General features: G+C 67.2%; 14 protein-coding genes. 8 read left to right on the forward strand and 6 right to left on the reverse strand.

Annotated elements, in window-relative coordinates; genetic code table 11:
• The first annotated feature begins 80 nt into the window (after positions 1-80).
• From E5679_RS19515 to E5679_RS19535, 5 genes are all read left to right on the forward strand, one after another.
• On the forward strand, positions 81-404 hold the full coding sequence (locus E5679_RS19515) for a YidH family protein (RefSeq protein ID WP_138419092.1): 324 nt from the start codon (positions 81-83) through the stop codon (positions 402-404).
• Positions 401-757 (forward strand): DUF202 domain-containing protein, encoded by a 357-nt coding sequence (locus E5679_RS19520; RefSeq protein ID WP_138419025.1) that lies wholly within the window; start codon positions 401-403, stop codon positions 755-757. The genes E5679_RS19515 and E5679_RS19520 overlap by 4 nt, the downstream gene beginning before the upstream one ends.
• 136 nt (positions 758-893) lie before the next feature.
• On the forward strand, positions 894-2,150 hold the full coding sequence (locus tag E5679_RS19525; RefSeq protein WP_138419027.1) for an MFS transporter: 1,257 nt from the start codon (positions 894-896) through the stop codon (positions 2,148-2,150).
• The gene (locus E5679_RS19530) at positions 2,147-3,652 is read left to right on the forward strand and encodes a sulfatase family protein (protein ID WP_171042479.1); all 1,506 of its coding nucleotides are present in this window, start codon (positions 2,147-2,149) and stop codon (positions 3,650-3,652) included. Before E5679_RS19525 ends, E5679_RS19530 begins: the two co-directional genes overlap by 4 nt.
• 4 nt (positions 3,653-3,656) lie before the next feature.
• Positions 3,657-4,682, forward strand: a complete 1,026-nt coding sequence (locus E5679_RS19535) for a LacI family DNA-binding transcriptional regulator (RefSeq protein ID WP_138419031.1) — start codon at positions 3,657-3,659, stop codon at positions 4,680-4,682.
• Positions 4,683-4,688: 6 nt separating this feature from the next.
• Here E5679_RS19535 and E5679_RS19540 read toward each other — a convergent pair whose 3' ends face one another.
• Both E5679_RS19540 and E5679_RS19545 read right to left on the reverse strand, forming a co-directional pair.
• Complete coding sequence (locus E5679_RS19540) at positions 4,689-5,438, reverse strand: sigma-70 family RNA polymerase sigma factor (RefSeq protein ID WP_138419033.1); 750 nt, start codon at positions 5,436-5,438, stop codon at positions 4,689-4,691.
• Between the two features lie 104 nt (positions 5,439-5,542).
• A complete protein-coding gene (locus E5679_RS19545; RefSeq protein ID WP_138419035.1) occupies positions 5,543-5,746 on the reverse strand; it encodes a hypothetical protein in 204 nt (67 codons plus the stop codon).
• Between the two features lie 188 nt (positions 5,747-5,934).
• On the opposite strand from E5679_RS19545, the gene E5679_RS19550 reads away from it, so the two are divergent.
• Positions 5,935-6,576, forward strand: a complete 642-nt coding sequence (locus E5679_RS19550; RefSeq protein WP_138419037.1) for a TetR/AcrR family transcriptional regulator — start codon at positions 5,935-5,937, stop codon at positions 6,574-6,576.
• Positions 6,577-6,594: 18 nt separating this feature from the next.
• On the opposite strand, the gene E5679_RS19555 is transcribed toward E5679_RS19550, so the two are convergent.
• The gene (locus E5679_RS19555; RefSeq protein ID WP_138419039.1) at positions 6,595-8,454 is read right to left on the reverse strand and encodes a bifunctional sugar phosphate isomerase/epimerase/4-hydroxyphenylpyruvate dioxygenase family protein; all 1,860 of its coding nucleotides are present in this window, start codon (positions 8,452-8,454) and stop codon (positions 6,595-6,597) included.
• Complete coding sequence (locus E5679_RS19560) at positions 8,454-9,356, reverse strand: shikimate dehydrogenase (RefSeq protein ID WP_138419041.1); 903 nt, start codon at positions 9,354-9,356, stop codon at positions 8,454-8,456. Before E5679_RS19560 ends, E5679_RS19555 begins: the two co-directional genes overlap by 1 nt.
• Positions 9,357-9,515: 159 nt before the next feature.
• Here E5679_RS19560 and E5679_RS19565 point away from each other — a divergent pair, with 159 nt between their 5' ends.
• Both E5679_RS19565 and E5679_RS19570 read left to right on the forward strand, forming a co-directional pair.
• The gene (locus E5679_RS19565; protein WP_171042480.1) at positions 9,516-10,493 is read left to right on the forward strand and encodes a LacI family DNA-binding transcriptional regulator; all 978 of its coding nucleotides are present in this window, start codon (positions 9,516-9,518) and stop codon (positions 10,491-10,493) included.
• A gap of 52 nt (positions 10,494-10,545) precedes the next feature.
• Complete coding sequence (locus E5679_RS19570) at positions 10,546-11,898, forward strand: MFS transporter (protein WP_138419044.1); 1,353 nt, start codon at positions 10,546-10,548, stop codon at positions 11,896-11,898.
• A gap of 57 nt (positions 11,899-11,955) precedes the next feature.
• On the opposite strand, the gene E5679_RS19575 is transcribed toward E5679_RS19570, so the two are convergent.
• Both E5679_RS19575 and adhP read right to left on the reverse strand, forming a co-directional pair.
• Positions 11,956-12,345 (reverse strand): DUF779 domain-containing protein, encoded by a 390-nt coding sequence (locus tag E5679_RS19575; RefSeq protein ID WP_138419047.1) that lies wholly within the window; start codon positions 12,343-12,345, stop codon positions 11,956-11,958.
• Positions 12,345-13,379 (reverse strand): alcohol dehydrogenase AdhP, encoded by a 1,035-nt coding sequence (gene adhP / locus E5679_RS19580; protein ID WP_171042481.1) that lies wholly within the window; start codon positions 13,377-13,379, stop codon positions 12,345-12,347. The genes E5679_RS19575 and adhP overlap by 1 nt, the downstream gene beginning before the upstream one ends.
• Between the last annotated feature and the right edge of the window lie 67 nt (positions 13,380-13,446).

Genomic DNA, 13,446 nt, shown 5'->3' on the forward strand with positions numbered 1-13,446 from the left:
TGCGGCTTCCGCACCGTCGCCCTCCCGGAAGCCAGCAGCCGGTGAAGCTCAAGGAACCCCAGTGGCGCCGCGAGGGCCAGATGCCGGACTACCGCTTCTCCCTGGCCAACGAGCGCACCTTCCTGGCATGGATCCGCACCGCCATGGCGATCCTGGCCGGCGCAATCGCCGTCGACCAGCTCACCCCGCAGATCGCCCCGACCCCGGTGCGGATCGTGCTCTGCCTCGTCCTGGCCGTGATCGGGGCCCTGCTGGCCGTTGAGGCGTACCGGCGCTGGTCGCTCCAGGAACGCGCCATGCGCAACAAGCAAGAGCTCCCGCACGCCTGGCTGCTCGTGGCGATGACCGTCGTCGTCGCCGCCGCCGGCGCCGTCGTCGCCGTCCTCATCCTCCTCGTGCGGTGAACCCACCTCCCGAGGACGCCGCGCCCCGCGACCCAGGCCTGCAGCCCGAGCGCACCTCCCTCGCCTGGCGGCGGACCTTCCTGGCGCTCATCGTCTCCGACTTCCTCATCTGGCGCGCCTGGACCAGCTCGCTCGCGCACCACGCCGGCGAGATCGGAGGCTCCTCCCTCGGGCTCGGAATCGCGGCGGCAGTCGCCGCCGCCGCGACGGTCGTCCTCGGCGCGTGCATCCTCTACCGCGGCGCGGCCCTGCGCACCGCCGCCGCCCCGCCGACGTTCCTCCTGCGCATCACGACGACCGCCATCGTCGCCATGGGCGCCGCCACCATCGCCGCAATCCTGCTGGGCGAGTAGAGCCCGCAAATCACCCTTGCGACATCGCCGCCTACCGGCGTAGTCTCGATTTCAATCGATTGAAACCCTCCCTTGATGAGTACGTGTGCTGGATTTCAATCGATTGAAGAGGACAGTCCATCAAAGGGGATGAAAAGTGACTGCGATCAATCGCACGTACATCGACTGGAAGCGCGTGATCCTCGCGTGCATGGCTGATTATCTCGACGCCGGTGGCATCGTTGCCGCGTCGGCTGGCCTGGCGCTCTGGACGTCGGCGTTCAAGATGAGCAGCGGCCTTGTCGGCCTGCTCGCAGCGCTCGGCGTGAACGCAGGCGCCTATGCCGCCGGCGCGCTCATCGGAGGCTATCTCGGCGACCGCCTCGGCCGGAAGCGCGTCTACCAATACGACCTGATCGCCTACATGATCGGCGCACTGCTGATTGTCTTCGCGAGCGGAAGCGCCTTCCTGTTCGTCGGCATGATCATCATGGGCCTGGCCATCGGTGCCGACGTTCCCACCTCGTGGGCACTCATCGGCGAAATCGCGCCGGACAAGCACCGCGGAAAGCTCGTGGGCATGACCTCCGTCTTCTGGAGCCTCGGCCCCGTGGTCGTGCTGCTTCTCGCCTTCGGGCTGTCCGGCCTCGGCCTTCTCGGCATCCAGATCGTGTTCGCCCACCTCGCCTTGGTCGCACTGGTGACGTGGATCCTGCGCCGCAGGATGGCGGAATCCGAGATGTGGACGGCGGCACGGCAGAAGAACAGCTTCGACTCCGCGATGCTCCGCACGCTCTTCAGCCGGTATCGGGGCCGCCTCTCCTTCGTCTTCATCGTCCACAGCCTGGGCGCGATCGCGCTCGGCACCTTCGGCTTCTTCCTTCCGTACATCCTAAAGACGGTCGGGTCTCAAACCCAGGCAGCGAGCGTCGGGTTCAACGCCCTCAACTTCGGGCTGACCGGGGTCGGCGTGGCCGTCCTGTTCATGCCGTTGGTGGACCGGATCAACCGGCGAGTGCTGTACGGCGTCTCGGGTCTTTTTACGGCCCTGTCGCTCCTCGCCGTGATCTTCCTGCCGCTTTCGAACCCCTGGGTCGTCTTTGGATTCGTGGTCGTCTTCTCGATCTCGACGTCGTGCGGCCAAGAGCAGCTCTATCGTGTGTGGTGCCAGGAGCTGTTCCCGACGATGGTCCGCTCGACGGCCCAAGGCGTGGTGATCTTCGCCCAGAAGGTTGTCCTCGCCGTCTGGAGCCTGTTCGTCCCGATTATCGTGGGTGCGAGCTTCAGCGCCTTCACGTGGATCCTGTTCGGCGCCGTCGTGCTCAGCGTGCTCATCGGGGTCGCGTGGATGCCCAAGCGCCCGCAGACGCTTGAGGAAGTTGGCGCCGAAGAACTGTGGGGAGTCCACGCGTGAATCTGCTGATCATCTTCAGCGACCAGCTCCGCGCAGATGCCCTCGGCTGCTACGGAAACCGCACCGTTAGCACCCCGGCGCTCGACAGCCTCGCGGCGACGGGCACGGTCTACGACTCGGCCTTTACGCCGTGCCCGGTGTGCGTGCCCGCGCGCTCCAGCCTCATCACGGGGTTGGAGCCGCAGCACGGCGAATGCTTCGAGAACCAGATGCCGATGTCCTCGGAGTCGACCTTCATGGACGCACTGACGGAGGCGGGATACCGCACACATGGTGTGGGGAAGATGCATTTCACCCCGGATGCCCACGCCCTGCGCGGCTTTCAGACCCGGGACACCGGCGAAGAGTTCGGAACCGCGGACGACGACGACTACCTCGCCTTTGTTGCGGAGCAGGGCTTCGACTTCGTGGAGCACCCGCACGGGCTGCGGGACGAGATGTACTACATCCCCCAGCTCTCCCCCGTTCCCGAGCCGCTCCACCATTCGCACTGGGTCGCGGATCGGTCCATCGACTTCCTTCGGGAGCAGTCGTCCGATCGGCCCTTCCTGCTGTGGTCGAGCTTCATCGCCCCGCACCCGCCGTTCGCGCCCCCGTCGCCCTGGCACCGCCGCTATGAGCCATCGACGATGACGGACCCCTTCGTGCCGCCGTCGTCGTCGGACCTGCTCACGGTCTACAACCATCTGCAGAACCGGTACAAGTACCGCGATGGAGGACGCGACCGCCGACTGAACCAGCTGCTCAAGGCGTACTATTTCGCCTCGGTCTCCTACCTCGACTCGCAGGTCGGCAGGATCCTGCGGGCGCTCGACGAGTCCGGGCTGAGGGACGAGACAACGATCATCGTCACGGCCGATCACGGCGAGCTGCTCGGCGACTATGGCTCCTTCGGGAAGAGGTCATTCCTGGATGCCTCCGCAAGGATTCCGTTCATCGTCAGCGGCCCGGGCTTCAAGGCGGAAAGAAAACGGGAGGTCGTGAGCCTTCTGGACGTTTACCCGACGGTGCTGGAGCTCGCGGGCATCGAGCACCCTGAACGGGACGGTTCCGATCTTCAGGATCTCCCTCCCGAGCGGGCGTTCTTCGGCCAATACCAGGAGGGCGAGCTGGGTCTGTACGCGGTCATCACCGACCGGTGGAAGTACATATGGTCCGCGTTCGACAAGCGGGAGTACCTGCTGGACCGCGTGCGCGATCCCGACGAGACGATGAATCTCGCCTACAACGTGCGACGGCGGGCCGACCTTCTCTCGATGCGCGCCTTGGCGCTCGAGCATTTCGAGGACCTGCGGGACGCCGATCTTGACTCTCTGGCCTCCAATTCGAGCCTGCGGCTCGGGGAGCGTCCGTCTCCCGAGGCCGTCCGCGCGATGCAAGCGCTGGGACTCGATCGGGATGCGGCGACGCTCGTGGTGCGCGGGGGCGCGTGGACTCCCCCGTCCGAGGCGTGGCGGGACGAGCGATTGGAGACAGGACAGCGTTTGAAGACAGGACAATGAGACGGTGACGAGCGAAGAGGACCGCCCCTCCCAAGGCGTGACGATGCGCCAGGTGGCGGACGAGCTGGGGATTTCCCTGTCTACGGTCTCGCTGGCCCTGCGGGGCAAAACCGTCATCGCCAGTGAGACTCGGGAACGTGTACTGCGCGAAGCCAAGCGTCTCGGGTACGTGTACAACCGGAGCGCAGCCAACCTCCGTCAGCGGCGGCGCACTCTCGTCGGTCTGGTGGTCCCCGACATCACGAACCCCTTCGTTGGTGAGGCGGCGCTCGGCCTGCAGAGCGCCTTGGCGGAGCAGGGCCAGTTCGCCGTCCTCGCCAACACCCGCGACGAGGTCAGCGTTCAGGGCGATGTCATCGCTTCCCTGATCGAGGAGCGTGCCGCTGGGATTGTGCTCATTCCCGCCATGGGGACTGAGAGTGAGGATCTCGCGCTGATCCACGAGTCGAACACGCCCGCGGTCCTCATGAACCGCGACGTTCCCGGGAGCGGCCTCCCTCTCGTCGGAACGGAGGACGCCGAAATCGTCCGGGTCGCGATGGACCACCTCTCGGAGGTCCACGGGATCAAGGAGGCCGCCTATTTTGGGGGAATCGGAGAGGCAGGACCGCATGTGGTCCGGAAGGAAGCCTTCGACGGGGAGCTGGCCCGGCGGCAGATCAAGGACGTCGAAGCCTGGGACACGTTCACGGGCCCGAATCCTGCGGCGGCGTGCGAGGCGGCGTCCTCTCTGCTGAAGACCGAGGGACTCCCCGAGGCGATTCTCTGCCACAGCGATTCCATCGCGATTGGCCTCATCCGCGCGCTCGACGAAGCTCGGATCCCGGCCGATCGCTGCGCGATTGTCGCGATCGACGGCATCGCTGCCTCGGCGATGACCACGCCTCCGCTGACGACGGTTGCCGTAGACCCCGCCCACATGGGGCGGGACTGCGGTCGGCTCCTCCGGCCCTCTGGGCCCGCGGAAAGGTTCAGCCTCCCCCCGCGCCTCATCGTGCGCCGTTCCTGCGGGTGCGGCGGTCGGGCCTGAACGCCCTCAGGCCGCCATGCGACGACGGAGCCGGTCCAGCAAGCGCCGCAGGAGCCGGGACACCTGCATCTGGCTCACGCCGAGTTCGTCGGCAATCTGCTGCTGGGACATCTCCTTGACGAAGCGAAGATACAGAAGGCGCTTGTCGTCCCCGGAGACGCCTTCGAGGGCCGAGGAGAGCGCGATGTTCGCTTCGACGGTCTCGTAGCCCGTTTCGTGGAAGGCCATGACGGCCCCCAGCGGGTACACATCGCGATCCTCGGTCGAGTCAGTCGGCTCGATCTGCTGGTAGCCGAGGCTGGCCTCGGCTGCTTGGGCGTCAACAACGTCTTCGACGCTCACGCCGAGTTCGTCGCTGATCTCCTGCGCGGTGGGCTCATGCCCCAGACGCTGCGTCAGGTCCGGAACCGCGCCCCTGACTCTCAGGCGGAGTTCTTGGATGCTCCGAGGCGGGCGCACGGTCCAAGCTTGGTCCCTCAGGTACCGCTTGAGTTCGCCGGTGATGGTCGGCACGGCGTAGGCCACGAAGCCGTTGCCTTCGCCGCTGCGGTACCGGCGGGCGGCCTTGATGAGCCCCATCCTCGCCACTTGCCGAAGGTCCTCTGCGTCGTGGCCTGGGCAACGGTACCTCTTCGCCAACGCATCGGCGACGCTCAAATACTCGACCGCAAGTTCTCCTGCGGCTCGTGCTCGCTCCGCCGTCTCCGGCGAAGCCTGGTCCAAGATTTCAGGTGAAGCATGGTCCACGATCGTCATGACGAGTCTGCTCCTAGCTGGGGTAGGGACGTCTACGTTCAGGTCTGTGAGTCGGATGCAGTGAGTCCTAATGCCGCTCCGATGACTGGAGGCCGGCACGAGGGCTAGGCCGCAATCTCGACGCCTTCCCAAGGGCGCTCCGGCCCGGGGAAGGTGATCTCCTCAAGCGAGACGACGGCCGTCCGGCGCCGCCCGGCGGCCGTGGCCCACAACACTTTCGCGGTCTTCTCGTCGGCTGAGACGAGATAGCCGTGCAACTCGGCCCTGCTGCGCAAGGCGATCACCTTGCGCTCTTCAGTCACCGCCATAGCAGCCTCCTCTTCGCACGCCAAGCAGCGCGGTTCATGGTGCCTTCAGGCTTTGAGGGCCAGCTGCGCGGCCGGCTGCATGACCGCGACCCTCAAAGACAGAACGTTCTGTCTCCTGTTGAGAACTTTCTACACGGTACAGAACGTTCTGTCTACTTTCTTCTTTCAAATCCTCTAGAATGGAACCCATGGACGCTAAGGAAACCCCCCAAGCGGCCGCGGCTGGACGACTCAGTGCACGCGAGAGGATTCTGGACACCGCCTACGGGCTCTTCGCCCGAAGGGGGATTCGTGCGGTCGGCGTGGACGAGATCCTCGCGCGCTCAGGCGTTGCGAAGGCAACCTTCTACCGGCACTTCAAGTCGAAGGATGACCTTGTCCTCGCCTATATGGACCGCTGGTACAACGCGCGCAGCAGTGCGATAGAAGCCGCTATCCGCAGCATCGAGAACCGCGAGGAGGCCGTGCTTGCGGTCTTCGGCGTGCTCGATGACTGGTTCCAACACGACGCAGTCGAGGTGAGCACGTTCCTCCACGTCATGATCGAGATGGGCCCCGAACACCCCCTCGGGCGCGCCAGCATCGGCTATTTGGAACGAACGCGAGAGCAGTTGGCGGCGCTTGCCCGAGCCGCTGACCTGGCCGACCCCGAGGGCTTCGCCTGGTCCTGCCACATCCTCATCAAGGGGGCTATGGTCGCGGACATGGAGGGCGACAGGCTCGCCGCAGAAAGAGCGCGCACCATGGCCACCCTCCTGCTCGAGCACCACAAGCAGACAGGGCTCCGCCCGCGAAAGTTTCAGACCCTCGAAGAGGCCACGCGCAACTGACGTTTGAGGGGCTGCGCGTCAGGCGCGTTGCCGCAGTGAGTGCTGGGCGGCGTGCTGCACCGCGTGCCTGATGGGCGCGTTCGGGGCGCCGAACCCGTCGTACCCGTCGATCCGCTGTACCACCTCGAAGAAGACGCTCCCCACGGTCGCCGTGTAGAAGTGCAGGAATGCGCCCCGCTCGTCCCGGTCGTAGAGCAGGTCGAGCTCGCGGAGGGTCGCGAGGAACTGGGGATCAAGGTCGTACCGCGCGTCGAGGTCTTCGTAGTAGTTCTCCGGGATCGCGAGGAAGGGCAGCCTCCGCGCCCGGCACTCGCGGGCCGTTGCGACCAGATCGGGCACCGCGATGGCGATGTGCTCCTGGAAGGTGTCCCGCACCGTCCCCCGCACGCGGTCGGCTTGGACCCACGGCGCGAGGTTGAGCGCCAACCGCACCCGCCTGTCGTCTCCCTGCATGACCTGCGAGCGCACCAGGCCGGCGGGGCTTGAGACGTCCTGCGAGGGCTGAGGGCGCAGCGCCAGCACGGACGAGTAGAACAGCACCGCCTCGTCGTAGTGCTGCCAGGGCTGGGCGAGATTGATGTGGTCGATGCGAGCAGCGGCCGACGACGGCGCGTCCCCGCCTGCGCCGCCCTCGCCGAATTCTTCGGTCCATGCCGCGTCCTGGCACAGGAACACCTCGGTGCCGTCCGGCGCGGTCACCGCGAGCAGCACTTCCTCGTTCGCCTGCGAGGGGCGCGGCACCGGGGTCGCCTTCAGCTGCACGGCGCGCGCGACGGCGGTCACAGCGTTCTCGACGTCGAACCCGAGCGCTGAAATCGCCGGGTCGACGCCGCGAGCCTGCTGGCGGTTGAGGATGATCCGCGCCTCGCCCAGCGTCCAGAGGCCGACGGGCTTGGTGCGGTGCTCGCCGCGCGACTCGAAGCCGAGCTGGGTGAGGAGCAGCTCCAGCTGAGAGGTGTCCTCGGCCTTGATTTCGGCAAAGTTGACGCCCGACGGCGGCGCGACCTGCGGGAGCGTCGCGAGGGGCATCCGGAAGAGGCGGCGGTCGCCGTCGGACTCGGCCACAAGCTTGGCCGTCCGCTCCTCGAGCCAGATGAGGGAACGCATCGCGTCGACGGCGGTTCGCTCGACGTCGGCCTGCCGGAAGGTGTCGTTGAAAACCTCGAGCGAGACGGGACCGTTGTAGCCCGTGCGTGCCACGTGGCCGAGGAACTTGGGAAGGTCGAACTGGCCCTCCCCCGGGAAGACGCGGTAGTGGCGGCTCCAGCTGAGCACATCCATGGACAGCTTCGGCGCGTCCGCGACTTGGACGAAGAAGATCTTGTCCCCCGGAATCCCCTCGATCGGCTGGGTGTCCCAGCCGCGGGAGAGGATGTGGAACGTGTCGAGGCAGGTGCCCAGGTTGGGGTGGTTCACGTCGGCCACGATGCGCCACGCGTGCTCATAGTCGTTGACGTGCGCACCCCAAGCGAGGGCCTCGTACGCGACGTTCACCCCGTGCCCGGCGGCGAGCTCGGCGAGGCCGTGGAGCTGTTCAGCGCGGAGTCCGTCGTCGTCGATGCTCGCAGTGGCGACGTTGCTGCACACCAGAATCGTCCCGATCCCGAGCCGGCCCATCAGCCTGAACTTCGCCTCGGCGCGGCGCAGGTTGGCCCGGTACAGCTCGTCAGGGACGGAGTCGAAGTCCCGGAACGGCTGGTAGAGGTCGAGGCTCAGGCCAAGGTCGTCGGCGAGCTTGCGCACCTCTTCCGGGCTGAGCGAGGACGTGACCAAGTCTGTCTCGAAGATCTCAACCCCGTCGAAGCCGGCCTTCGCCGAGGCCCGCAGCTTCTCCTCCAGAGTCCCGGAAAGGCACACCGTCGCGATCCCGGTGCGCATCAGCGGGCCCCTGCCGAGGCTGCTTGGGCGGCCTCCCGCTCGATGAGCTCGAGGAAGTGTGCGCGCATCCGCTCCGCGTCGGGCTCGAGGCCCGTGAAGATTCGGAAGGCGTCCACGGCCTGGCCGACGGCCATGCGACCGCCGTCGAGCACCCGACAGCCGGCCGCGCGCGCCTCGCGCACGAGCTCGGTCTCGATCGGCCGGTACACGATGTCCGCGACCCACTGCCGTGGATCGAGCAGCGACGTGTCGAAGGGGGTCCCCGGATGCGCGGCCATTCCCGTCGGAGTGCAATGCACCACGCCGTCCGCCGCCTTGAGCAGCGAGGCGAGCTCCGCCGTCGTCCGCCCCTCGACCGACGCGCGCGGGAACATTGCGGCGAGTTCGGCGGCGCGGGTGGTGGCGCGAGCGGGGTCGACGTCGACAATGCTGAGCCGCTCGACGCCCGCCGCCAGCAGCGCGTAGGCGACGGCGGACCCGGCGCCGCCCGCCCCGAGTTGGACGACGTGGCCGAGCGCCGCCCCGGGAAGCCCTGCGCGGAAGGCGCTGAGGAACCCGGACCAGTCGGTGTTGTGGCCCACGGTGCGGCCGTCCTCGCGGATCACCACGGTGTTGACCGCGCCGAGGCGGGCGGCGTCGGCATCGACCTCGTCGAGGTGCTCGATCACGAGCTGCTTGCAGGGGTGCGTGATGTTGAGGCCATTGAAGCCCAGATTCCGCGCGGCCCTGACGAGCTCGCCGACGTTCTCCGCCGCGAGGCCGAGGGCCGAGAGATCGATGGGACGGTAGAGGTACAGCAGGCCATGGGCCGTACCCTCGCGCTCGTGCATCGGTGGGGTGAGGGATGGGGTGACGCCGTCGCCGATCAGGCCGATCAAGTACGACTCCGTTGTCAGGCTCATGGGGGCTCCTGTGGCTCTCGAAGCGGGACCTGTGATCCACACTACAGCATTGTTGCTGCAACACGTTGACTCGTTGCAGAAACGATGTCACTATCAGATAGTCGCTGTGATGACTGCCACAGCTTCAGCAGCACCGGACGCGCGAACGAGGAGGTTCCGATGGCGACGATCGCCGAGATCGCCCAAGCGGCGGGGGTATCCAAGTCCACCGTCTCCCGTTCCTTCACGCGCCCCGAGTCGGTCAACGCCGCCACCCGCGAGCACATCCTCACGGTGGCCGCCCAGCTCGGCTACACGCCCACCCCCGCGAAGGCCGAGGCCACCGGAACGATCGCACTGTTCGTCCCAGACATCGCAAACCCCTACTACCCGCCGCTCGTCAAGGCCCTCCAGGCCGCCTGCCGCCGCCAGTCGCTCTCGCTGCTCGTCGTTGACGGCGAGGACGATCCGGAGGCGGACGCCGAAGAGCTGGAGCGCATCATCGGACGCGTCGACGGCGCCATCGTCTTTGCTCCTCGCATGGACGCCGAGCGCCTCAAGGCCCTCGACGCCGTCTCGCCCGTGGTGCTCATCAACCATGTCGCCGAGGACCTTCCCGCGGTCATCCTGTCCGCACCGGAAGGTGCCCGCCAGGCCGTCGAGCACCTCGCCGCGCTTGGCCACCGGTCCATCGCGTACCTCGCGAGCTGGGAGGACAACTACTCGAGCCGCGTGCGTCTCGCGGCCGCCGAGGAGGCCGCGGACTACCACGGAGTCACGCTTGTGGTCCTCACCCACGCGGAGCCGACGTACGCGGCGGGCGTCCGCGCGGCGGACCTCGTCCTCGCCGAACCCGTCACTGCCGTCATCGCGCACAACGACCTGATGGCCTTCGGCTGCCTCAACCGCCTCGAAGATCGGGGAGTCAAGGGCGGCGTCGAGGTGAGCGTCATCGGCTTCGACGACATCTGGCTCGCGTCCACCACTCGCCCCTCGCTCACCACCGTCAACACGCCCTACGAACGGGGGGCCGCCGTCGCTCTCCGCCTGCTCACCGAGCGGATCGCAGACCCAGCACGTCCGGCGAGCACGGTCCACCTCTCCGGCGACCTCATCGTCCGGAACAGCACTGCGCCCGCCCCCTCCCTCGTGAAGTAACCCCTCAACCCCTTTCACCCACTCCACCCATTCGCACGAAAGGCGAGAGCTCATGGCCGAGTTCAGCGGCATTGTCGATCCCGACGTCAAAACGCCCGAGGAGCAGGCGCGGCGCCTGCGCCGCGCCAAGAAGGCCGCGCTCGCTGCCTTCCTCGGCGGCGCGCTCGAGTACTACGACTTCTTCGTCTACGCGACAGCGGCGTCGCTCGTGTTCTCGAAGATCTTCTTCCCCTCGGGCAACCCCACGATTGCCCTCATCTCCTCGTTCGCGACATTCGGTGTCGCATACGTGGCGCGGCCGTTCGGCGCGCTGTTCTTCGGCCACCTCGGGGACAGGATCGGTCGCAAGAACACGCTCGTGCTCACCCTCGTGCTGATGGGCGCCTCAACATTCCTCATCGGTGTGCTGCCGGACTTCCACGCCGCCGGCTACATCGCTCCGATCCTGCTCGTAGTGCTGCGCCTCATGCAGGGGCTCTCCGCGGGTGCGGAGACGGCGGGCGCCTCGGCGCTGACCATGGAGGAGTCCCCGGTGGGGCGGCGGGCGTTCTTCCCCTCGTTCTCGATGAGCGGCATTTCGACGGGCATCGTGCTCGCGTCCCTCGTGTTCCTTCCCGTCGCCTCGATGAGCGAGGCGGACCGCCTCCTCTGGGGCTGGCGCATCCCGTTCTGGAGCTCGATCGTGGTGCTCGTCGTCGCGTATCTCGTGCGCCGTTCACTTGAGGAGCCGGAGATCTTCGAGGAGAAGGCTGAGCACAACGACCTCGTCAAGCTGCCGGTCGCCGAGATGTTCCGCACGCACACGCCGCAGTTCCTCCAGGTCGCCCTGATGTCCTTCGAGACCGTGACGAACACGTTCATGCAGTCCTTCGGCCTCGCCTACGCCGTCTCGGTGGGCGTCCCAGCATCGACCATGCTGTGGGTGAGCGTCGTGGGCAACGTCGTCGCGATCGGGACCCAGCCGCTCGCCGCGTACCTCGCCGACAAGTTCGGCCGCAAGCCCCTCTTCATCAGTGGCGTACTCGGTTCGGGCGCTCTGATCTTCGTCTACTTCTCGTCGATTTCCACGCAGAACATCCCGCTCATCTTCCTCACGAGCACGCTCATCACGGCTGGCACGTACGCCATGTCCAATGCGATCTACCCGGCCTGGTTCGCTGAGCTGTTCAACGTCCGCGTCCGCTACTCGGGCATGGCGATCGGCCTGCAGATCGGCATCCTCTGCGCCGGCTTCACGCCGCTCCTCGGCACGGCCCTCGTGGGCGGCATTCCGGCCAACTGGGGTCCGGCGGCCTGGATCGTTGCCGGGTCCTCCGTCCTGGCCCTCATCGGCGCCCTGTGGGGACGCGAGACGTTCCGGACCCCGATCCACGAGCTCGGCAACAAGGTGCGCGGCTCGAAGTAGGGACTCTGGCGCGTGAGGACCCCTCAACCGGCACCGGTTGAGGGGTCCCTGCCGTCTCTAGGGGATGTCCAGGATCTCGCTCCGGATGAGGAACCGCTTGCCCTCCGGCGCCTCGAGGGAGAAGCCGCTCCCCCGGCCGTCCACCACATCGACCGTCAGGTGAGTGTGGGACCAGTACGCAAACTGCTCCCTCGACATCCAGAAGCCCAGCTCACCCCGCCCAGGGAGGTCGAAGACGCCCAGGAGGACGTCGGCGTCGCCGGTCAGGAACTCCCCGGTGGGGTAGCACATGGGCGCCGAGCCGTCGCAGCACCCGCCGGACTGGTGGAACATGAGGGGGCCGTGCCGCTCCCAGAGCGTGTCGAGGAGCGTCACGGCCGGGCCCGTCAGCGCGACCCGCGAGAACTCCTCCCCGGGCCGCACCGATCGGGCTGCCAGAGCTTCCATCAGTACTTGATGACCACGCGGCCGTCGATCTTGGCGTGGTGCATCTCGTCGAACACCTGATTGATCTCCGCAAGGCCGCGCGTGTGGAACGTCGGATGGATGAGGCCGCGGGCGTAGAAGTCCAGGGCCTCCACCATGTCCTGGCGGGTGCCGACGATGGAGCCGCGGATCGTGAGGCCCTTGAGCACGATGTCGAAGATGGGCGCCGGGAAGTCGCCCGGCGGGAGGCCATTGAAGACGATCGTTCCGCCGCGGCGGGTCATCCCGATGGCTTGGCCGAACGCGGCGGGGTGGACGGCGGTGACGAGGACGCCGTGCACCCCTCCCGTCGCTGCTTGGATGGCCGACGCCGGATCCTCGGCAAACGCATTGACCGTCACCTCTGCGCCGTGCTTGCGGGCGAGGGCGAGCTTTTCGTCGGCAACGTCGACCGCGGCGACCCGCATGCCCATCGCGACGGCGTACTGCACCGCAATGTGCCCGAGCCCGCCGATGCCGGAGATGACGACCCACTCCCCCGGCCGGACCTCCGTCTGCTTGAGCCCCTTGTACACGGTGACGCCCGCGCACAGGACCGGCGCGATCTCGTACGGGTCCGCGCCGTCCGGGATGCGGGCGGCGAACTTCGCGTCAACGAGCATGAACTGCCCGAACGAGCCGTCCACGCTGTACCCGCCGTTCTGCTGCGACTCGCACAGGGTCTCCCAGCCAGTCCGGCAGAACTCGCACGTCCCGCACGCGCTCCAGAGCCAGGCGTTGCCGATGAGATCGCCGACTGACAGGTCCGTCACTCCCTCGCCGACCTCGACGACGGTACCGACGCCCTCGTGACCGGGAACAAGCGGGAGCTTCGGCTTGACGGGCCAGTCTCCTTGCGCCGCATGAAGGTCGGTGTGGCAGACGCCGCTCGCGATGAGCTTCACGAGGACTTGGCCGGGCCCGGGCCTCGGGATCTCGAGCTCGTCGACGGTGAGTTCGTCGCCGAAGGTGTGGACAACGGCGGCCTTGAAGGTCTCGGGAAGAGTGCTGCTCATGGTCATGCTCCTTTGCATTGATTCCGGTGAGGCAAGAGAAGGCGAGACGGGCGACGGCGGCGAGCAC

The organism is Sinomonas gamaensis (assembly GCF_005876955.1).
In the GTDB taxonomy this organism is placed as follows: Bacteria; Actinomycetota; Actinomycetes; order Actinomycetales; family Micrococcaceae; genus Sinomonas; species Sinomonas gamaensis.